At 38.6% G+C, this 22,494-nt stretch carries 18 protein-coding genes; 11 read left to right on the top strand and 7 right to left on the bottom strand.

Annotated features, from left to right (window positions below; all coding sequences use genetic code 11):
• Positions 1–61: 61 nt before the first annotated feature.
• The 3 genes from J0M37_05565 to J0M37_05555 all read right to left on the bottom strand — a co-directional run bounded on the left by J0M37_05565 (position 62) and on the right by J0M37_05555 (position 4,348).
• Entirely contained in the window at positions 62–2,203 is a 2,142-nt protein-coding gene (locus J0M37_05565; protein MBN8584545.1) for a S8 family peptidase, read from the bottom strand.
• A gap of 184 nt (positions 2,204–2,387) precedes the next feature.
• Positions 2,388–4,136, bottom strand: a complete 1,749-nt coding sequence (locus J0M37_05560) for a carboxypeptidase regulatory-like domain-containing protein (protein MBN8584544.1) — start codon at positions 4,134–4,136, stop codon at positions 2,388–2,390.
• Between the two features lie 53 nt (positions 4,137–4,189).
• Positions 4,190–4,348, bottom strand: coding sequence for a hypothetical protein (locus J0M37_05555; protein ID MBN8584543.1), 159 nt, complete (start codon positions 4,346–4,348; stop codon positions 4,190–4,192).
• Between the two features lie 194 nt (positions 4,349–4,542).
• Here J0M37_05555 and J0M37_05550 point away from each other — a divergent pair, with 194 nt between their 5' ends.
• From J0M37_05550 to der, 10 genes are all read left to right on the top strand, one after another.
• A complete protein-coding gene (locus J0M37_05550; GenBank protein MBN8584542.1) occupies positions 4,543–5,994 on the top strand; it encodes a hypothetical protein in 1,452 nt (483 codons plus the stop codon).
• A 95-nt stretch (positions 5,995–6,089) separates the two neighbouring features.
• Complete coding sequence (glgA, locus tag J0M37_05545; GenBank protein MBN8584541.1) at positions 6,090–7,571, top strand: glycogen synthase GlgA; 1,482 nt, start codon at positions 6,090–6,092, stop codon at positions 7,569–7,571.
• 111 nt (positions 7,572–7,682) lie between these two features.
• Complete coding sequence (locus J0M37_05540) at positions 7,683–8,291, top strand: HAD family hydrolase (GenBank protein ID MBN8584540.1); 609 nt, start codon at positions 7,683–7,685, stop codon at positions 8,289–8,291.
• 56 nt (positions 8,292–8,347) lie between these two features.
• Positions 8,348–9,565, top strand: a complete 1,218-nt coding sequence (locus J0M37_05535; GenBank protein MBN8584539.1) for a DNRLRE domain-containing protein — start codon at positions 8,348–8,350, stop codon at positions 9,563–9,565.
• Positions 9,562–10,857 carry a hypothetical protein gene (locus J0M37_05530; protein MBN8584538.1) on the top strand — a complete coding sequence of 432 codons (1,296 nt, stop codon included), beginning with the start codon at positions 9,562–9,564 and terminating at the stop codon, positions 10,855–10,857. Before J0M37_05535 ends, J0M37_05530 begins: the two co-directional genes overlap by 4 nt.
• A gap of 58 nt (positions 10,858–10,915) precedes the next feature.
• A complete protein-coding gene (locus J0M37_05525) occupies positions 10,916–12,217 on the top strand; it encodes a serine hydroxymethyltransferase (protein ID MBN8584537.1) in 1,302 nt (433 codons plus the stop codon).
• Positions 12,218–12,234: 17 nt separating this feature from the next.
• On the top strand, positions 12,235–12,498 hold the full coding sequence (locus J0M37_05520; protein ID MBN8584536.1) for a hypothetical protein: 264 nt from the start codon (positions 12,235–12,237) through the stop codon (positions 12,496–12,498).
• A 4-nt stretch (positions 12,499–12,502) separates the two neighbouring features.
• Positions 12,503–13,276 carry a twin-arginine translocase subunit TatC gene (gene tatC / locus J0M37_05515; protein MBN8584535.1) on the top strand — a complete coding sequence of 258 codons (774 nt, stop codon included), beginning with the start codon at positions 12,503–12,505 and terminating at the stop codon, positions 13,274–13,276.
• A 15-nt stretch (positions 13,277–13,291) separates the two neighbouring features.
• Complete coding sequence (locus J0M37_05510; protein MBN8584534.1) at positions 13,292–14,269, top strand: polyprenyl synthetase family protein; 978 nt, start codon at positions 13,292–13,294, stop codon at positions 14,267–14,269.
• 18 nt (positions 14,270–14,287) lie between these two features.
• Positions 14,288–15,688, top strand: a complete 1,401-nt coding sequence (gene der / locus J0M37_05505; protein ID MBN8584533.1) for a ribosome biogenesis GTPase Der — start codon at positions 14,288–14,290, stop codon at positions 15,686–15,688.
• Positions 15,689–15,742: 54 nt separating this feature from the next.
• Here der and J0M37_05500 read toward each other — a convergent pair whose 3' ends face one another.
• The 3 genes from J0M37_05500 to J0M37_05490 all read right to left on the bottom strand — a co-directional run bounded on the left by J0M37_05500 (position 15,743) and on the right by J0M37_05490 (position 18,827).
• Complete coding sequence (locus J0M37_05500; GenBank protein MBN8584532.1) at positions 15,743–16,210, bottom strand: TPM domain-containing protein; 468 nt, start codon at positions 16,208–16,210, stop codon at positions 15,743–15,745.
• Positions 16,211–16,313: 103 nt separating this feature from the next.
• Entirely contained in the window at positions 16,314–17,093 is a 780-nt protein-coding gene (locus J0M37_05495) for a TPM domain-containing protein (GenBank protein ID MBN8584531.1), read from the bottom strand.
• Positions 17,094–17,195: 102 nt separating this feature from the next.
• Positions 17,196–18,827, bottom strand: a complete 1,632-nt coding sequence (locus J0M37_05490) for an SBBP repeat-containing protein (GenBank protein MBN8584530.1) — start codon at positions 18,825–18,827, stop codon at positions 17,196–17,198.
• 224 nt (positions 18,828–19,051) lie between these two features.
• Here J0M37_05490 and J0M37_05485 point away from each other — a divergent pair, with 224 nt between their 5' ends.
• Positions 19,052–20,539 carry a hypothetical protein gene (locus J0M37_05485; protein MBN8584529.1) on the top strand — a complete coding sequence of 496 codons (1,488 nt, stop codon included), beginning with the start codon at positions 19,052–19,054 and terminating at the stop codon, positions 20,537–20,539.
• A gap of 84 nt (positions 20,540–20,623) precedes the next feature.
• Here J0M37_05485 and J0M37_05480 read toward each other — a convergent pair whose 3' ends face one another.
• On the bottom strand, positions 20,624–22,384 hold the full coding sequence (locus J0M37_05480; protein ID MBN8584528.1) for a VCBS repeat-containing protein: 1,761 nt from the start codon (positions 22,382–22,384) through the stop codon (positions 20,624–20,626).
• Positions 22,385–22,494: the final 110 nt, after the last annotated feature.

Genomic DNA, 22,494 nt, shown 5'->3' with positions numbered 1-22,494 from the left:
AAATTGTTGCCGCTATGATTTATCTATCCCGCAGTGCGGGATTTTTGATAAAGTAACAATGTTACTTTATCATCAACATCCTTTTGGTATCTACAAAATCATTGGTAACTATTTTATAAAAATACACGCCTGATGAAAGCGAGTATCCGTCAAACTCAACTTCATACCTGCCGGCTTTTAGTTCTTCGTTTACCAGGGTTTCAACAATCCTTCCCAATACATCATATACAACAATTTGTGTATTTGAGTTTTTGGAAATATCGAACTTAATTTTGGTAACCGGGTTAAACGGGTTTGGATAGTTTGAGTATAATTTATATACGTTCGGTACTTCAGCAGATACCGGCTCAATGCCAACTAAACCAACAGTGTACTGGAATGCAGTCGGCGGAGCTGTTGTGCCCGGCGGATTTATTCCGCTGCCGCCTGAAGGCAGAGTTGAAATTTTTGAGGTCGGAAGCGCGATATCCTGAGCCGCAAAATAATACTGCACTATAGTTCCGTTTGCACTGCCAGGAATTACAAATGAAAATGTATCCAGGTTTGAAGCTGAATAATTTACAGGTGAATACGCTGTCCAGTTAACGCCGTTATTTGTGCTTTTCCTGTAATAAAGCAGCGGTGCTTCATTTGTCCAGTTACGTATAATACCGTTATCGGTAATTTTTGCTTTCATAGTAAAAGCTGAATTCAGGTTTGTTGAAGTGAATGGCTGTGTATGTAATATTACAGGAGCCGTGTTATCAAGCTTACGGGCAGAATCAACTGAAAGCGAAGCGTCAATAATTCCCCAGCCCATCTGGTTATTGGGTGAGTTTGTATTGCTTGCGAATTTTTTCAGTATACCGGTTACCTGCAGCGGGGTCAGATCTTTATTAGCAGAAAGCATGAGCGCGCAAACACCTGATGTAAGCGGGCATGAAAATGAAGTTCCGCTGCCGGATGTATAATTGTTACCCGTAGTTGATGCGTAATAATTGCTGCTTCCCATTGCCATAACATCGGGCTTTATCCTTGGTGGTACGCTTGTTGTGGGTCCCACGGAGCTAAAGCTTGATCTTACACCGGTTGATGTAACTGAGCCGACAGTTAAAACGCTGTCACCGTCTGCGGGTCCGCCAAGCGTATTATTTGCACCGGAGCCGTTGTTACCTGCAGAGTTGCTTACAACAATTCCTTTATTTACCGCAAGATCAGCGGCAATGGTAATTGGCAATGTATTGCCGTTCATATCCTGCCAGGTGTAGCTTGTGTAGCCTGCATCAAACTCAAGGTAGCCAAGTGAGCTTGAAATTATATCAGCGCCAAGGCTGTCTGCCCAGTCTGCTGCCCTTACCCAGTTATCCATTTCCACCGGGCGCTCTGTAGGGTCAACTTCCGTTCTGCCTAAAATAAATGTTGAGCCGTATGCTGGTCCAACCATCTTGCCGGGCTTGTATCCGCCAATAAGGCAGAGTGTTGCTGTACCGTGTGAATGCCCGGGCAGAGTCGGCGTATTGTTCTGGAAATCATATGTTGATTGGATCTTCATCGGGTATGTTGTAAACGCTTCGTGGGTAAGATTGGAATACCCTGCGTCAAAATTAGCTATCAAAATACCCTGTCCCCTGATACCCTGGTTATGAACAAGGTTTACTTTTATCTGTGTTATCTGTGTAACTGCGTTGCCTGTACCGTAAGTTAAAGTATCAGCCATCGGGTCATCAGTCGTGTTAAAGAACACCGGGCTAAGGTCAGAAGCAATTTCCGGGTTATTTCCGATTACCGAAAATCTTTCAACCAGTTCGATACCTTTTACAAAATCCATATTTGCCAAGGCATTTATCTGCTCTTTTGTAGCTTCAACGCTAATGCAGTTGAGCCATTTTACCTGGTGACGCACTTTTACAACATTAGATGCAACTGTGCTCACATAATTTCCGTACAGCGGAACGTCAGTGTAATCAAGCAGGCTGCCCTGAGGCTTAACTTTTGATCTTCTATCGAGTGAACGCTGCGAAACAATTGAAAGCGGGTCGTTAAGCTTAGCCATTGCATTGGGACCCTTATCTTTCAGGTATACCCAAACAATAAATGTATTGTTTGAAGGCTCATCAAATGCCTTTGAAAGCATATTGCCTATTTTATTTTCGGTTGACCTGAATGAAAAAAATGAAAGGGATAAAAATGAAACCAGCAGTAAAAACAGGAAGTACCTCTTCATGATATTTTTATAGGTTTTAGTTCAATATTCATAATAAGTTATAATAAATATACAACAATAAAAAAGAGTAAATTATTACAAAAATTAATGGTAATAGTTAGGTTAAATACGTTATGAAAATTGATCAATAATTAAAAAACCCCGTAAAAAACGGGGTTTTTACAATGAATTCGATAAATTTGAACTAATTCTGGTTTGGCTGCCGCGTCACAAAGAACCTTCCGTTAATCTGGGCTGTACCCTGCGTTGATTCATATGTTCCGGTGAATGTACCTTCAATGATGCCGCCAACACCTTCATAAGTTGTGACCGTAACGTTGGCTGCTTTGGATGAATAGAAGTTTATCCCCTGGTAAGTAATGTTACTGTTTTGGCCGGTAAAATTCCCGGATGATCCGCCGGGGAAAAATACAACCAGGTTCTCTCCGTTTCCATTAACTGCGGATATTGCTGTTTCATTCTTGCCAACGTAATAAATGCCTATAGCAACAGAGGCATTTAGATTTACATACTGGTTGTTGAATCCAGCGCCATTAATAGTAAAGCTGTTCTCGCCGGTGGGAGCCTGACCGCAAAGGCTTATATTACCCAGGTTGAGTATAACAGCAGTTAAGGGAGTTTGAATAGTTGTATCTTTTACAATCCCCGTTGATGATACAAACCGAAGCACTGCTGTTTTATTTGGCGCAACTGTCATACTGAAACCGTTACTTGTATTTGGAACTGATGTCTGCACCTGGTTATCCCACTTCGCGCTGACTATACCGTAAACAGGATTGTTATCACAATCACGGAATGCGCCGGTAATAACCGGGAAACATGCAACAGCGAAATCAGGCACGGTGAAAACATTACCCGCTGAAATAGGCGCTACACTTACCGGCGGCGCGTTTAACCCGAAATTCTGCGAAGCTTCGATGCTGACGGGGAAGGTTATACCTGCCGGAACGTTACGCCTGAAATTTCCCGCACCATCGGTCACAGTTGTACCCTGCCCCACTTTTAATGTAATACCCGGCAGCGGCTGCCCATTGCAATCAAGCACTTTCCCTGTAATTGTTGCAGTTGCTCCGGGAAGGTCACAGTTCCAGTCAGTAAAGTGAGAAACCGAGCCCACATATTTATCACCCTGTTTAGTGGCAGTACCTTCTTCGCGCCACAGACCTGTTGCTTCATCAAAGAACCAGAGCGGAATTGATGAAGGCGCATCGCCCACCATAGTTGGGGGAATGCTTGTTGTAACGGTTGAAGCTGAACCACCTGCAAGCTGAAGGCTTTCGCCGCCTGTACCTTCCATTATTACTTTAAGTATCCCGAATGAATAAAGCGTTGCTGATGATGAATCGCTTCTTAGGGCAGCCATATCACCGCCCTGCACAGTTTCAGAAAATGATACTGAAGTGGGGTCCATATAAACCACAGACATATTGATAGTACCGTTGTAAACTGAACCGCCTGATGTTACAACTGAATTCGGCGCTATTTCAACTTTTGAGCCGTTAGGCAGATCTGCGCTGCCGCCTGTTGTAGAGCTGATCGTATGAGTTATAGTTTTGGTTATCATTGTGATCTTAAGCTGGGTCACATCACCGCTTTTTGGCTGCTCAGCTTTGGTAGCGTTAAAATATCCGGATGCTGTAACGTTCACAAACAGCCTTCCTGCGGGAACAGAAATATTGTTAAACATAAACTCACCGCCTACTCCAGTTACTGCAGTGTTACCGTGAACGGTAACGGTTGCACCTGCAACCGGCTCTTTATTTTCATTTACAACAAAACCGGCAACGGTTGTGTTAGTTGTTCCGTTGCCGTTCACAACAGGATCAACTGCTGAATCACCGCAGCCGTTTATATTTGCCGAAAGCGCAAACAAAACGGCACACAGCATCATACCGGTTAAAGCTTTCATGAAAAAATTTTTTATTGGTTTCATTTTAATTGAGTTTGGTTTATAATTTTGATCTTTATAAAAATCGTATAACACTTTTATTGTTTTGCAGATGCTCTGATGCTTTTATAATACATTTTAACGGCTCTTAAAATTACCTTATCCTGGTTAAGCTTCAGCTCTTCCTGAACTTTTTTTATCAGCTTGTGCGTGGATGCCTTAAGCCTGTACCCGCGGGAAATTGTAGTATTTTTCATTTTTCTGTTTTATGTGCACATTTATGTGCACAGCGATACAAAGTTAGTTTTTCAAACACCCCGCAGCAAAGAAAATTAAACCGTTTTGTAGAAAATTATACACCTCAAAATGTAGGATTAGTTGCATATTTTGCTTATTTTAGCAATAAATAACAATTACTTTGTCCCTGTATTTTTACGGGTAATTTTGGGCTATGATAAAAAGCAAAATAATCGATTCACTGAAGAAACTGAACAAAGCTGAGCTTAAGGAATTCAGCGAGTTTGTTTTATCACCGTATTACAATAAAAATAAAAATGTAACCGCGCTGTTTGGTGAATTAAAAAAATTCTGGCCGGCATTTGAAAGCAGGAATTTTACAAAGGAAATTATCTACGCACAGATCTTTCAGCAAAAGGAATTTACAGATAAAACAATGCGCAATTTATTGAGCGATCTTAACAGCCTGCTGGAAAAATATCTGACTGTAAAAAATCTTGAAAAGCGAAAGCTGCTGGGCAAATACCTGCTGATTTCAGCGCTTGAAGAAAAAGCCCTGCTTAAGCAGGCAGAAAGCAATATTACCGAAGCCGGGGAAATACTTAAGAATGAGCTGTTTGACGGAGGGAATATTTTTTATTTTAATCACCTGATAGAAATGGAAAAGGATTATATACAGATATACAGGAACAGGCTTATCAGCCTGAATATGAAAGAAGGCGAATACCTCGTATTCGCATTCCTTGCGAAATATATGGCATTTAAAATGAAGGCTGTGAACTACAGGCATAAAAATGAATCAGAGAGATTATCGGAATTCATAACGGAATTCGAAAGCAGGGTCGATCTGGCAAAATTGCTTGAGTATCTTGAAGCAAAAGGCGGGTTCGAAGCTGACGTGATACTTACATACTATTACACCACTAGATTTATGAGTGATTTAAACGACAGCGCAAGCTTCAATAAGGCGCTGGAGCTGTTTTACAGGCATAAAAAAAGGATAGACAGAACTGAAACTACAAACCTTTATTTAACTTTCACAGGCTACTGTGCTGTGAAGATCTCGAAGGGAGAAAAGGAGTATAACAGAACCTTATTTGACCTGTATAAAAAAATGTTCGAAGAGAACCTGTTAATGAATGAGAACGAACAGCATCTGCATATTACAATTTACAACAATGTTGTAACCACGGCGCTTTCGCTGGGGAAAAATGAATGGACAAAATCATTCATAGATGAATACGCGGATAAGCTGCTTCCGGAGTTCAGGGATTCCATGTACAATTATTCGGTTTCGAGATATTATTTTTCTGAAGGGAAGTTTGAAACATCCCTTGAGCACCTGAGCCGTGTGACAAATGATAATTACTGGATACGCTCACGCTCAAAAATCCTGCAGCTGCGGATATATTATGAGCTCAGGCATATTGAGGCATTCTTTTCATTATATGACGCCATAAAACATTCACTTAAAACCGATAAGCAGCTGCCTCTGAGAGAGCGCGATAATGATGAAATATTCATTAACCTGCTGCACAGGTTATTTAAGATAAAGCTGGGTGAATCGGCTGAAAATATACAAATTATACGCAACGAAACAGAAAATATGCTAAGGGGTCAATTGCAGGAATGGATGTTTTTAAAAATCAGTGAAATTAATCCATAAATTACAAAATTTACCTCCTATACCCTCCTTATTTCATTGCAATAAAAACGGAATTTAAGTAATTTTGTAAATTACAACAAATTAAAACCAACCGAATGGCTAAAGGCTTAAACATTCTATATTGCACCAGTGAAGTTATGCCCTACAGCAAGACCGGCGGCTTAGCAGATGTATCAAATTCATTGCCGCAGGAGCTCAATGCAGCGGGACATGCTGTAAGGATAATTACTCCGAAATACGGCTCTCTTGATGAAAGAAGGCTGAGAATATATGAAATTAAGCGCCTTACAAACATAGAAGTGCCAATTGGTGATAAGATCGCCATTTGTAATATCAAATCTTCATTCATAGTATCGCCTAAGGGCAAGGTACAGGTTTTTTTAATTGAAAATGAAGAGTATTTCGGCAAAACAAGTCCTTATGTTGATGAAAAGACCGGTAAGGATTACCCCGATAACGACGAGCGTTTTATATTCTTCAACCGCGCCGTTGTACAGGTACTTGGCCTTCTTGGCTGGCAGCCTGATGTTATCCATTGCAATGACTGGCAGACAGGATTAATACCCGCTTACATCAAAACAATTTACGCAAAAGACCCGCTCCTTCAGAATGTAAAAAGTATTTTCACAATTCATAATATAGCTTTCCAGGGGCTCTTCCCGCATTCATCATTTTTAAAAAGCGGGCTGCCTGAAAATATCTACACTGAAGAAGGCGTTGAGTATTATGATAAGTTCAGCATGCTTAAAACCGGTTTGGTTTACAGTGACGCTATCACAACGGTAAGCGAAAACTACGCCAAGGAAATTGCCACTACCCATGAATACGGAATGGGCTTTGAAGGCCTGCTTAAGAAGCGCAAAAAAGATCTATACGGAATATTGAACGGCGTTGATTATACCGTTTGGAATCCCGAGCGTGACAGTATTATACCTTTCCGCTATACCTCAAAAGAGCTTCCGCTTAAGCGCGAAGATAAAAAAGCGCTTTGCAAGCACTTTGATCTTGAATACAACGCGGAGACTCCGGTGATAGGAATTATCTCAAGGCTTTCTGACCAGAAAGGTTTTGATATTATTCAAAAGGCGATTCCTGAGCTGATGAAGGAAGATGTTTATTTTGTTCTTCTCGGCTCCGGTGATAAAACATTCCAGAAATTCTTTGAAGGCGTTAAGAAGAAATACCCTAAAAAAGTAGGCGTTCATTTCGGATTTTCAGAGGAGCTTGCTCACCTGATAGAAGCCGGCAGCGATATGTTTTTGATGCCTTCTAAATATGAGCCATGCGGGCTGAACCAGATGTACAGCCTTAAATACGGCACAATACCCATTGTAAGGGCAACAGGCGGACTGGCTGATACTATCACAGAATATAAGAACGGCAAAGGCAACGGCTTTGTGTTTGAAAAGTATGACGCGGCAGAGCTTATGAAAGCGATCAAACGCGCGCTGAAGCTTTATACAAACCGTGAAGAATGGATAAAGCTGATAAGGCTTGCTATGGCATGTGATTATTCATGGGAAATTTCAGCTAAAAAGTATGTTGATCTTTACCGCTCAATAATGAAAAAAGGCTGAGTGTAAAGCTTACAATGTAAAATGATTTTTATTTTTTCCGGGACAGACAGCAATGCCTGTCCTGCTTTTTTTATAATGAAGCATTTAATAAATTTTAACTGATCATTTCATTTGAACAAAGCGCTTTTTTTAGACAGGGACGGCACAATAGTTCAGGAAGTTGAAGGCACAACTCCTGAAACTTTAGGTTACCTGCTTACTGTTGAGGATGTAAAGCTTATCCCCGGCTCTGCCGAAGCAATTGCTGAGGCGGGGAAAATGGGATTTAAGATTATTGTCATTACAAATCAATCCGCAGTGGCAAGAGGCTGGCTTACTATAGAAGTGCTTCATAAAATTAATGAAAAAATGTATTCAATGCTTCTGGAAGAAAACCCCGATGCCCGCATAGATGCCTTATATTACTCCCCATACCATACAGAAGGTGTTATTGAAGAATACACCAAAGAACACAATTCAAGGAAACCGGGAACAGGCATGATAGAACGTGCTGTTTTAGAACATGATATCACACTTAAAGGATCATATATGATAGGTGATTCTTTTTCAGATATGCAAACAGGCGTAAACGCAGGTTTATTCAACATTTTAGTTGAAACCGGATACGGAAAATCAGCACAGAAGAAATGTCTTGATGAAAAAGTAAAAATTGACTTTATTGCATCAAATTTATATGATGCAGTAAAATATATTGCAAAAACAGGCGAAAATAGACAATAATAAGATTGTTTATGAAGATAATTTTGTCTGAAATTATAGGAAAATTCAGAATTTAGATGACCATTAAAAAACTAACAGCAGCTCTCTACAGCCTTTTAACTATAGTATCCCTTTCTTTATATACTATTGGATGCGCAGACGACCCATCATCTTTAGGATTAAACTTCATTCCTCCCGGAGAAACAACCGGGGTAAGAATATTTGATTCTTATATTGATACAATGCCTATCACTTCAATTAATCACAGGTTTTATGTAAATACATCAGCTTCAAAAAACCTGATGGTAGGCAAAAGCGGAAATTTTGAATCAAAAGGGCTCGTAAAGTTCGGTGACTTTGGCGATACCCGCGACAGCGCGACGGTTGTTTCAGCAAAGATGTATTTAAAATATAAAAATTATTATTTCCCCAATACTGTATCTGATTCACTTGGGCAGATAGGGTTTGATGTTTACAAAATAAATGACTCACTGAACTTTGAGACCATAACTTACGATTCAGTAAATACAAATACTTTCGGTACAGTTTCGCAAGGGTCATATACCGGCACACCCACTGCTGATACCCAGGAAGTTGAAATTACACTTAATCCCGCAATGGTAAAAGACTGGCTTGAGTATGCTGCCGACCCGAACTATTCAGTTAAAAATAACGGGATAGTGCTTTCGCCCAACGGGTCATCTTCCAGCATCAAAGGGTTTTATTCAACCAACAACGATGCCGCTGTTGAGCCAAAGCTTGTTGTGATTTATACAAAGAACAACGATACCGATACATTAACAACAACAACATCTGCAACTATAACACTTACAAATGCAAGCTTTGCTCCATCCACAGAAACATTCAGCCTTCAGGCAGGTGTAAGCTTTGTTCAGCAGATGAGCTTTGATATCAGCCGCTTGCCGCAGACAGCAACTATAAATGACGTTCAGCTCTATCTCTCGCTGGATTCGCTCAGCTCTAATTTTTCAACACAAAGCAACTTTACAATACTCGGGCAGTTTATCAATGATTCAGCCGGGCTTAAAACAGACCTCTTCGCTTTCAACGGCTCTCCTGCCGGCAACGGTATGTATATGATGCGGCTGGTTTCAGCGGGAGCTTCATCACCATTTGCCCGGTGGCTTTCAGGCACAGCAAACTACGGTCTGTTGTTATTTGCCGGCAACCAGACAGTAAACCTGGACAGGTATGTGTTTTATAAAGAATCGGCAAGTGACCCTTCAAAAAGACCGAGGGTAGTTATTAAATATACACCGAGGGTCACACAATGAAAATGAAAATCTCATCAATGAAAAATATTTCAGCAGCTAAGCTTGCAGCTATAATCCTGGCTTTAGTGCTTATTAGCACAGGCAGCGTTTATTCGCAGGTGGATAAAAACGGCGGTTCCATCTATTCACTTTTCGGCTTGGGAGACTTAAGCTATTCATCAAGCAACCGCACAGACGGTATGGGAATAATGGGTATAGCTTTATATGGTGACTATACAAATTCAAACAATCCCGCAGCGTGGACACGCATACCGACTACAATTTTTACATCCAAGTTCAACCTCGAAAACATCAAATCGACCGATGGTGTTAGCACATCAAAAAGAACATACGGCAATTTTGAAGGGTTTGATCTTTCCATACCTTTAAACAAAGGCAATGGCTGGATATTGAATCTTGGTATAAATAATTACAGCAATGTTAATTATGATACATATTTTACAGGAACTGTTGATGGTGAAGATTTTACTCAAACATACAGCGGTAACGGCGGATTAAATAAATTCAACATCGGTTTTTCTTATGTTATTTTCCGTTATTTAAGCTTCGGCGCACAGTTTAATTATGCTTTCGGCAATATTAATAAAAGTGTGAATATCGATTTTTCTAACGGTGCGCTGTTTGATACCAAAAATGTTACTTCAGATAATATCAGGGGAATATATTTTAATACCGGCCTTATATTTCACGGATTCGGGAAAATATTCAAAAACAAAAAACTTGATAATATGACATTGGGTGTTTTTGTTTCCACTCCTTCAGAATTTAAATCAAACCAGACAGGTAAATATAACCGTTCGGTAACTACAACAGATTCCGTTTCAATTAATGAAGGCAAATTAAAAATACCTTTGGCTATCGGAGTAGGGCTTGCAAACACATTCAACAATAAGCTTACGGTTGCCGCTGATATGTATTACCAGAAATGGGATGATTACACTGTTTACGGCACACATCCTTCAGAAATAAAGAACAGCATGAAAATAGGCTTGGGGCTGGAATACACCGCTTCAAGAAAACAGGAAGACCCATTCTTAAGCCGTGTTTCTTACAGGATAGGCGGCAGCTATACAGCCGATTACCTGAAGCTTAAAGGTGAAAATATTAATATCATAAGCATTAGCGCAGGGTTATCGCTTCCGATAGGGAATTACAATGCACTCGATCTTTATGCAAAGTATAACATAAAAGGAAAAGAAACCAACGGACTGATAAAGGATGAGGTTTTCAGGTTCGGCGCATCAGTTAAGATCGGCGAGCTCTGGTTCTTAAGGCCATCAGATGATTTTTAATGAATATTTATATAAACTAATTTAAAAAATTTCAGCATCATTAATAAAATAAATTATTATGACTCACTTACAGGATTTCGATCCGCAAATCTACAGTGCAATAAGGCATGAGCTTGAAAGACAAAATAACAAACTTGAATTAATAGCTTCAGAAAATTTTACCAGTATCCCGGTTATGCAGGCTATGGGATCTGTTATGACAAACAAATACGCCGAAGGCTACCCGGGTAAAAGATATTACGGCGGATGTGAATATGTTGATATCGCAGAAAACGTTGCAAGAGACCGCGCTAAAGAGCTATTTGGCGCAGAATATGCCAATGTTCAGCCGCATTCTGGCTCACAGGCAAATATGGCTGTTTACTTTGTACTTGTTAAACCCGGCGATAAGGTAATGGGTATGGATCTTTCTCACGGCGGGCATTTAACACACGGCTCACCGGTGAATTTTTCAGGTAAGCTTTACAACTTCACACAGTACGGCATAAATCCCGATACAGAAATGCTGGATTATGACATGATAGAAAAAGTGGTTTTAGAGCAGAAACCCAAAATGATAACTGTAGGCGCAAGCGCATATTCAAGAAATATCGACTATAAAAAATTCCGTGAAATTGCTGATAAAGTAAACGCATTTTTACTGGCTGATATAGCGCACCCGGCAGGATTGATCGCAAAAGGTTTATTGAATGACCCTGTACCGCACTGTCATGTTGTTACAACCACAACACATAAAACACTTCGCGGTCCCAGGGGCGGTATGATACTTATGGGTACTGATTTTGAAAATCCGTTCGGCTTAACCGCGCCAAAATCAGGCAGAACCAAGATGATGAGCGAGCTTCTGGATTCAATGGTAATTCCGGGCATACAGGGCGGACCGTTAATGCACGTTATTGCCGCAAAAGCTGTGGCATTCAAAGAAGCGCTTCAGGGTGATTTCAAAAAATACGCTGAGCAGGTAATTATAAATGCGCAGGCTCTTGCAAACAAGCTTACTTCCTACGGGTTCAAAATAATATCCGGCGGAACTGATAATCATTTAATGCTTATAGATCTGCGCAACAAGAATATAACAGGCAAGCAGGCACAGGAGCTTCTGGATTCAGTAGGCATCACCTGTAATAAAAATGCAGTTCCTTTTGATGATAAGAGTCCTTTGATCACCAGCGGTATAAGGCTAGGCACACCGGCATTAACAACACGCGGAATGAAAGAAAAGGAAATGGAAACAGTTGCTGATATTATTAATGATGTTATAACCAATCCGGAGAGCGATGATATTAAAAAGAACGTTGCCAAAAAAATTGATGATATAACTTCTGAGTTCCCGCTGTACCCGGAACTTTTCACCTGGTAAACTTCACAATGTAAAAAATGATACTTTCTTATATTGATATACCTGTTAAGGAACCAAAAACCGGGACTGTGAACACAGTTCAGGAGGCTTTGGTTAATAATTCTGACAGGATAGTTACAAACACTGAATTTATTACTCAAAAAGTTACTTCAACAAGACCGCTTGAGGAAGTTTCATTTTCAGAAAAACAGGATGCATCATATGAAGAAAAGTATAAACAGATACTGATGCAGATAGAAAAAGAAAGATTTGAAAGGGAATTAATAGCAGGCAGCAGGTAACTCAATGGCAGAAAGTGATGTATTACCGGATGAGAACCAAAAGGGTGAAAACCAGCCGGGTGAAATGGGATTTTGGGAACATCTGGAAGAGCTCAGATGGAGACTGATAAAAGCAGTAATAGGAGTAGCAATAGGCGGAATACTTGCTGCAGTATTTATAGATTATATAATGAATGATTTTCTGCTGGCCCCTGCAAAAAAAACTACTCCCCCGCTTGAACTAATAAATTTAAAGCCATACGGGCAGCTTGTTCTTTATTTTGAGGTGATACTTGTATGCGGAGTGATACTTAGTATCCCGAACCTTTTTTACCAGCTATGGAAATTCATAGAACCCGGTCTGCTTCCGGGTGAAAGAAGATATATTTCTTCGATAGTAATATTTTCATCAATTTGTTTCCTTGGCGGTATTTCATTTGCATACTTCGTAATGCTGCCTACAGCGTTAAAATTCTTTGCTGAATTCGGTACGCAGGCAATTACCAATAATATTGCGGTTGATGAATATTTCAGCTTCGTGATATCGGTCATGCTCGCGGCGGGAATTGTATTTGAGCTTCCGATGGTATCATTCTTTCTTTCTAAGATAGGAATTTTAACGCCTAAATTCATGAGGCGTTACAGGAAACATGCAATTATAATAATACTGATCTTAGCGGGTATCTTAACTCCAAGCCCGGATATTACCAGCCAGCTGCTGCTGGGCATTCCGCTTGTTATACTTTATGAAATAAGTATTATTATTTCGAAGCTTTCACAGCCAAAACAATCTGAATAACGATAAAAATTTATAATGGATCTTGATCTTAAAAAAATATCACAGCCTGTAGAAAGTGAGCTTGATGAATTCAGGGTTCACTTCAGGGAAGCAATCCGCTCGAAGGTAGCGCTGGTTGATCTTATCAGCAAATATATCCTCAGGCAAAAAGGGAAAAAGATCCGGCCAATACTTGTAATGCTTTCGGCAAAGCTTTGCGGTGATGTTTCGCCAAGGACTTTCACAGCGGCAACGCTTGTAGAGATGCTGCATACAGCAACATTGATACATGATGATGTAGTTGATGATGCCAAAACCAGGCGCGGTTTAGCTTCCATTAATGCCGTTTGGAAGAACAAAATAGCCGTATTAATGGGAGATTTCATGCTTTCACGCGGCCTGCTGCTTGCGCTGGAAAATGATGAATGCGGTTTCCTTAAAATTACTTCACGCGCAGTTAAGCGTATGAGCGAAGGCGAGCTTCTGCAGATACAAAAGAACCGGAAATTTGATGTTAACGAAGAAACCTATTTCAGGATAATATCAGATAAGACAGCTTCTTTAATAAATGCATGCTGCGAACTTGGAGCAGCCAGCACTTCAAAGGATAAAAATGAGATCAGCCTTATGAGTGAATTCGGCGAAAACCTGGGTATAGCATTCCAGCTGCGTGATGACCTGCTTGATTATATAGGTAAGAAAAAAATTATGGGTAAATCTTCCGGCAGCGACCTGAAAGAAAAGAAATTCACGCTTCCGCTTATTCACTCGCTTAATAACAGTACCAAAAAAGAAGCTAAAGAAATTGTAAGCCTGGTAAAGAACGGTTCTTACAGCAAAAGCAGAAGTATTGTTATGGATTTTATCAAAGAACACAACGGAATTGAATATACCATCGAAAAAACCACTGAATACTGCGCAACAGCTAAAAATAACCTGCAGTCATTTAAACCTTCAGAAACAAAAGACACCATGATAAAATTCGTTGATTTTATCAGCGAAAGAGTTAATTAGGGGTATTAAAAAAATAAAATGGCACAAAAGATAACAGCTATTATCGGAAGACCGAATGTAGGCAAGTCATCATTATTCAACAGGCTTACCGGCAAAAAAAATGCTATTGTGCATGATATGCCCGGCGTGACAAGGGACAGGAATTACGGCGAGGTTGAATGGAACGGTAAAAAATTCTTCCTGATAGATACAGGAGGCTATGTACCGGGCAGCAAAGATAAGTTTGAAGCAGCAATAAGAGAGCAGGTAAAGATATCAATTGATGAAGCCGATATAATTTTATTTGTTGTTGATGCAAAATCAGGAATATCCCCGCTTGATCTTGAAATAGCAAAGCTGCTAAGGCGCGAAGTTAACAGTGAAGAGAACAGCCATAAAAAAGTTATACTGGTTATCAACAAGGTTGATAGCGCAAAGGATGAAAGCAGTAAAACCGATTTTTACAGACTGGGTTTGGGTGAACCCATGGAAGTATCAGCAATTGTAGGACGCAGAACCGGAGACCTGCTTGACCTGATAACCGAAGATATTTCCGCTGATAGCAATGAAGATGAAAGCAATACTATTAAATTTTCTATTATAGGAAGGCCTAACGTAGGAAAATCTTCACTTTCAAACGCATTGACGCAATCAAACCGCAATATTGTTACAGATATACCGGGAACTACCCGTGATTCCGTTGATACGATCATTAAGTATCACGGCCAGGATATCACGCTTATTGATACAGCTGGTCTCAGAAAAAAATCGAGAATAAAACGCGCTGAAAGCCTTGAGTATTTTTCCGCATTAAGAACACACAGAAGCATAGAACGGTGTGATGTTGCTATAATTGTAATTGACGCTACAACTATTATCAGCAAGCTTTCAAAGTATGCAGATCCTTCAATGGCTATTTTTAAGCTCAGCAAAGAGGATGTGGAAATAATCATAAAGGCAGGCGAGCTGAAAAAGGGCATATTAATAGTCATCAATAAATGGGACCTTATCGAAAAAGATACGCAAACAGCAAAGATCTTTGAAGAAAAAGTAAAGGAACACCTTACAACTTTTGACTACCTGCCATTTATATTCACTTCAGCATTAACAAAACAAAGGGTATCTAAGATTATTGAATCAGCGCTTGAAGTATATAATGAAAGAGCCCGCGAGATCAAAACCAGCGTGCTGAATGATAAGCTTCTGCCGTATATTAAACAAACACCTCCCCGTTCAAAATCACATAAAGAGCTGAAGATAAACTACATTACCCAGCTAAAACACTCACCCCCTATTATTGGATTTTTCTGCAATCTGCCGGGTGAAATTGAAGTGAATTACAAAAGATTTTTGGAGCATAAAATAAGGGATGAGTTTGGATTTACAGGCGTTCCGCTGACACTTGTATTTAAGGCTAAGAACAAGGAGCGCGAAGAATAAAATTTTTGTTTTGCATCTCAGATATTCCTGTATGTGCTTTCCTTTATACTTAGATCAATTTATTACAATTTCATTATGTAACTCATCATCGTTATCCGCTCCGGCTCTTGTTGGGAATTCACGGGAAAGTACTGTTCCCATTTCTTTGATCAATGCCAGTACACCGGTTGAATAATTTTTGTTCCGGAACTCTTCTTTAAGCCTTTCTTCCATTTCATTCCATGTATCATCAGGTATCTTGGCAAAGATTCCTTCATCGGCAATAATATCAAAGTAATGTTCTTCAAATATCAAAAATATCAATACACCGGTCCGTTCCCGGGTTTTGTAAACTTCCAGCCTTTCAAAATCCTTCAGTGCAAGCTCATGGTTTGAATAAAGTTTTTCAATCAGTGTTTTTTTATTTCTGAAGCTCAGTACAATTTCGCCCACGGTATTCCTTTCAACAGCATCAGCCGCTGACTGGATATCCTTGAGTTCTTCTTCAGAAAAATAGTTATTTATCCACTGCTTATTACTCATGCTTTTGAAAAGTATTAATTTTATGAGATTGCTTCGTCACTTCGTTCCTCGCAAATGTTCTAGTTTCAATTGCTCATTGATAATTGTTCATTGATAATTGTATTTACCATGACCCGCTGGAACCGCCGCCGCCGAATGAGCCGCCTCCGCCGGAAAATCCGCCGCCGCTCCAGCCGCTTGAACTGCCTGAAGACCAGCTGCTTCCGCTGCCGCCTGTATACCACCAGTTACTTGATCTGTTTTTACCTTTGCTTCCGCGAAATATTCTGTTGAATATTGGGATAATAAATACAAACAGAAAAATCACTAAAAAAACTATTACCGGAAATGGTATGCAGCAGATCCCGCCTAAAGGCTCATCAGAAGATTCTTCTTCAGCAGTATATTCACCTTTTGTAGCCTGTATTATCGCATCCACACCGGCATTTATGCCTTCAAAAAAGTTACCTTTTTTGAATTGCGGAGTTATTTCCTTACGAATTATCTGGCTTGAAAGGGCATCTGTTAAGGCACCTTCGAGTCCATACCCTACTTCAATCCTTAACTTCCTGTCATTTTTGGCTATATAAAGCAGTACACCGTTATTTTTATCTTTTTGCCCTATACCATTTTGTTCAGCCAGATCATATGAACGGTCTTCCACTGAATTACCGTCAAGTGAGGGTTCCATCCAAACAACAAGCTGGTTGGATGTTTCTTTCTCAAATGCTGCAAGCTTGGATTCAAGAGATTTTAGCTGAGTAGAGGTCAGGGTACCGGTTTTATCCGTTACATAGGTCTTTATCTTATCCTGAGATGCTACAGATTTAGATCTCTGTGCATTAGCGTACTGCACAAAAAGCATTCCTAATAAAATAACAAGTAAATATTTAGCCTTGAACATATTCATCGCTCCAAATTTATGAGTATTAGCTAAATATAAAAACATAATAAAAAAGCCCCGTAAAATACGGGGCTGGAGAACATGCCTAAATAAAGATTATTATCATTTAATAAGCATCATCTTTTTAACATTCTGAAAATTTTCTGTTTCAATTTTATAAAAATATACTCCAGAAGAAAGTTTTTCTGCTTTAAACTCAGCTGTGTAATAACCAGCATTAAAATATTCATTTGCTATTATATCAACTAAATTTCCCAAAGCATCAAAAACAGTTAATTTTACAAACCCGCTTTCAGGTAACTGAAAGTTAATAGTTGTTGCAGGATTAAACGGATTTGGATAATTTTGAGATAATTCAAATTTCTCCGGTAATTCATTTGAAACCGGCTGAATACCTACTGTTTGAGAATATTTAATAGTAGCCATGTCATTTCCTGTGCCGCTTCCGGCGCTGCTGCCCGTAACATAAACATTAGCGGAGCCATCTAATACAATAGATGAAATAATATCGTTGCCTCCTGCGGGACCGTTATATTTTATCCACCATTGCTGAGCGCCTGCATTGCTGTACCTAACCACGGCATAATCTAGCAGAATAGCAGAAGCGCCGCTGTAACCGCCAACATACACATTACCAGCGGCATCAAGCTCCAGTGCAGATGCATAAGAATACTGGTTTGAACCTATACCTATCCACCTGTTTGCCCACTGCTGAGCCCCTGATGAATTATACTTTACTGTTGCAAAATCATAAAGCAAATTAGCGCCCTGGCTTCTTCCTGTAACGAACACATTCCCCGAAGCATCTGTTTCAATATCAGCAGGAATATCTATTCTTTGACCTGGTCCATCGTAATGAGCAAACCAGATCTGTGTACCTGCAGAATTATATTTTACAGTTGAATATGATTCCCAAGAATTGGCATCAGAAAACCAACCTGTTACGTATGAATTACCGGATGCATCAACCGTAATAGAAGTTGCCTGGTCTGAGCCGCCTCCATTATATCTTTTTATCCACTGCTGAGTACCGGCAGAATTAACTTTTATTGTCACATAATCAGAATAATCAGGCGCGCCATAGTTTCCAAAACCCGTCAAATACAGATTGTTGCCGGCTGCATCAATTTTAAAATCTACCAATTCATCCCAACTGTTTGCAGGTGCGTTATACCTGTAAGCCCATTGCTGAACACCGGCGGCATTATATTTAACCAGGCAAAAATCCGGACCTGTTCCGCTGCCAGTACTTACTCCGCCAACATACACATTACCAAGTGCATCTACAACTATGGCATGTGCTTTATCATCACCGTTTCCGGGTCCGTTATAATAAGTCCCCCATAGCACAGTTCCTGATGAGTTCATTTTTTGAGTATAAAAATTGAAACCGGACCCGGAAACACTTGATCTTCCGGTAACGAAAACATTCCCTGAAAAATCTACTGCAACTGCTTCGGCTACATCTTCTCCCTGTAAGCCATCGTAAGTCCTTATCCATTGCTGCACACCGGCGGAATTATATTTTATAGTCATGTAATTCAGATCATTACTTCCTTGACTTGTACCAGTTACTATAATGTTCCCGGCAAGATCAATTTTAATATCATTGGCATAATCGCTGCCATTAGAACTTCCATTGTATCTTGTTGCCCATTGTTGAGAAACCTGGGAAAATAAATTCAAGTTAATTGATAAGAATAATACTAAAAAAAGAATAATCAATTTTTTCATAAATCTCTCCTTTTTTACAGCAAAATTATTAAACCTGTACTGTAAAAAAAAATTAAAAAATCATTAAATGTAGAGATATATTATTACAATTATTGTAATATTTGTAGATAATTTTAATATTTTACCATTTATTATTTTTTTCTGTAGTAGTATATTCGTTACAGAAATATCAACAATTATGTTTCGAAGTTAAAATTATGAAACCTGCGGATACATTATATAAATTGATTAAATCTCTTACAAAAGGGGAAAAAATATATTTTAAAAAGTTTTCAAAACGTCACGTACTTGGTTCAGGAAATAAATACGTAAAACTTTTTGAAATAATAAATAAATCCAAAAACGGGTATGACGAGAATTATGTAAAAAAATGCTTTGGAAACGATAAATTTATAAACCAGATTCATGTAGGAAAAAACTATTTGTTCGATTTAATACTGCAAGCTTTATATGAATATCATGCAGATAAAGATAGTGAAACAATTATTAACCAAAATTTATCAAAGATCCGCTTACTTAGTGAAAAAAATCTAAACAACGCTGCAAGGAAACTGTTAAACAAAACCAAAGAAACTTCAAAGGTAAATTTTCATTATGAACTTTTATACAAGTTACTTGAAACAGAAGAATATATTACTGCACATGAGTATTCAAAAAACTCAATGGAATTACTTGAGAGATTAAATAAAGAGAAACATGAAGCATTGGAAAATCTCAGAAATGTTTCATTATATAAAACACTGAACAATAAGCTTAACATAATTACTTCTAAATGGTCATACAGCAATGATCCGGACTTTCAGGAAAAGATACTTAAAATTCTGGAAATCCCGGAAGTAGAGAATGAATCAAAAGCTGCTGATTACTTAAGCAAGCTTGAACTGTTCAGGATAAAAATAAAAGCATACAGGTTTCTTCTGAATGATGAGAAAAGTCTTTATTACAGAGAAAAGGCAGTACAGCTAATGGAGCAATACCCGGAAGTAATAAAAAACTACCCGGAAAAATATATAAGCAGATTATATGATTTTATTAATTATGCCTTAGGTACAGAAACCGGCATTTCTAAGAATTTTAAAATAGAAAGTTACCTTGTTAAAATGAAAAAATCCCTCGACATGGTTTTAAACAGCAGAATGAGCCCGGCTATAAAAGCATTAAATTGGTATTATTATTTTCAAATGCTTATTGGATATCAATATACTGTTCTTAACAGGGATGGATTTCACAATGCCATCCTTAATTTCGAAAGAGAAATTGAGCTTCATACAAATTACCTTCGTCCCAGGTATCTTTTAAATTTATATTATTACTGCATCATTTCATTTTTTGAGTTCAAAGAATATAATAATGCACTTGTATGGCAGCAAAAATTCATTAATCATAAAAGTGCTCAGCAATTTGAGGAATTATTTCTTACTATGCTCATAGTTTCGGTAATTCTGCATTACGAGCTTGAAAACTTTGAACTTGCAGAATCATTGATTAAGAAAACAAGTAGATATTACAAAAAAAAGGGCTTTAAGAATGAATCCGGAAAAATATTGATATCTAATTTAAGAATGTTAAATTCTGCCGTTAAGGAGGATGTTAATGTGATCTTCAAAAATTTAAATGAAAAGTTGGAAATACTTGCAGATAAAGAAACTGAAAAGAGATTTTTAAACTCTTTTAATTTCAGAAAATGGGTAATTGAGAAGCTTAAAAAATAATAGTGTATAATTTTTAAAATTTCCTGCCTGATTAAGCCTGTTTCACATTTATAAATTCAAATAAAATCCTTAAATCACTTCTGCTTATTTAAGCAAAACCAATTTTTTGGTTTCACTAAAACCATCAGCATATAAAGTATAAAAGTATATTCCGGTTGATAGCTTCGAACCATTAAAATTTAAACTGTAATTTCCTGCATTTTTATATTCATTTAATAAAATACCTGCAAATTTACCAAGAATATCATATAAAATAATTTTTACATTTGAATTTTTTGAAATACCAAACCTGATATTGGTTTCAGGATTAAAAGGATTAGGATAATTCTGATGTAGATAAAATGTTGACGGAATTGTACCGCTTTCATTATTTATACCAATTATACCCTGGTTTTCGATGGCAGTAATAAACATATTTACCGCAACATTCATATAAACATCTGTAATGCCTGAAGGCCATTTTATTATGATAGTATCAATTACTGAAGCATTACCCAGACCCAGCTCAACATTAAGGCTGTTTTGGGCATTGTAGCCTGTTTGCCCGGATATTTCACGGGTCTGTTTTACACGCACACCGTTTATAAGCGCTGATGCTGTAACCTTTGTACCGATCGCGGAGCGGTTGGAAATTACTCCTTTACAGTAAATATTTATCCAGTTATTCGCAGTCCCGTCATTTCTGAATAAAAAATTATTTTGCTGAACAGGCTGGTTTCCGTTGGCTACATAAAGATCAAGGTCGCCGTCAAGATCATAATCACCCCAGGCAGAGCCGTTTGACCTGCCCGCGCTGTTAACAATATCACCTGTTATTACTTTTGTGAACGTTCCGTTGCCGTTATTGTTATACAAAAATTCATTCTGGTTATTATCATTGGATACAAAAAGATCAAGATCACCGTCATTATCATAGTCACCCCAGGCGGAGCCGACTGATGCACCGCCATCATTCACTATATCTCCAGTTGTGATCTTTGTGAAGGTCCCGGAGCCATCGTTTCTGTAAAGAAAATTATTTTCGCTGAAATAATTTGTTACAAAAAGGTCAATATCACCGTCATTATCGTAATCACCCCAGCTTGCACCGGTTGAATTTCCGCCATCAGTAACAATATTGCCTGCTGTAATTTTAGTAAAGCTTCCATCCCCGTTATTTTTATAAAGGAAGTTATTTTCACCGGCAGAAAAATTCGAATTGGCAACAAAAACATCCTGGAAACCGTCATTATCATAATCTCCCCATGCGCATGTTACCGAGCCCCCGCCATCATTAACAATTGCACCGGCTGTGATCTTTGTAAAAGTACCATCACCGTTTCCTTTATAAAGGAAATTATTCCGGTTGAAATTAGCGGTATAAATATCAAGCTTGCCGTCGTTATCGTAATCAACAGAGCTGCTGCCCCATGAATTGCCGATTTCATTAACAAAAATACCGGTTGTGATCTTAGTAAATGTGCCGTCTCCGTTATTGGTATAGAAGAAATTATTCTGGCTGGCTGATGAGCCGCCGTTCACAACAAAAATATCCGGGTAACCGTCATTATTGAAATCACCTATTGAAGCGCCGTATGAAAATCCGCCATCGTTCACCAGGGCACCTGCTGTAATTTTGGTAAAATTACCGCTGCCGTCATTTCTGAAAAGGATATTGTTCTGGTTAGTGATATTTGCAGCAAACATATCAGGCAAGCCGTCATTATTGTAGTCAAACCAGTACACACCTTCGGTGTAAGAAGCGTCGTTAACAATGGCGCCTGTTGTTATTTTTGTGAATGTAACCTGTGCATTTAATTCATAAATAAAAGAAATTAATGCGGTAAGCAATAAAATAATTTTCATGTTCAAACGGTAATAATTTAAAATTTACATTGTTGATGTAATAGCGGAGAGGGCGAAATGTATGATACATTCAAATATAAACAAATACTATAAATAAGGAAAGAGAATTA

The sequence above is a fragment of the Ignavibacteria bacterium genome, assembly GCA_017303675.1.
GTDB lineage: Bacteria > Bacteroidota > Ignavibacteria > Tepidaquicellales > OLB5 > OLB5.
This window is presented reverse-complemented; position numbering and strand designations above follow the sequence as displayed.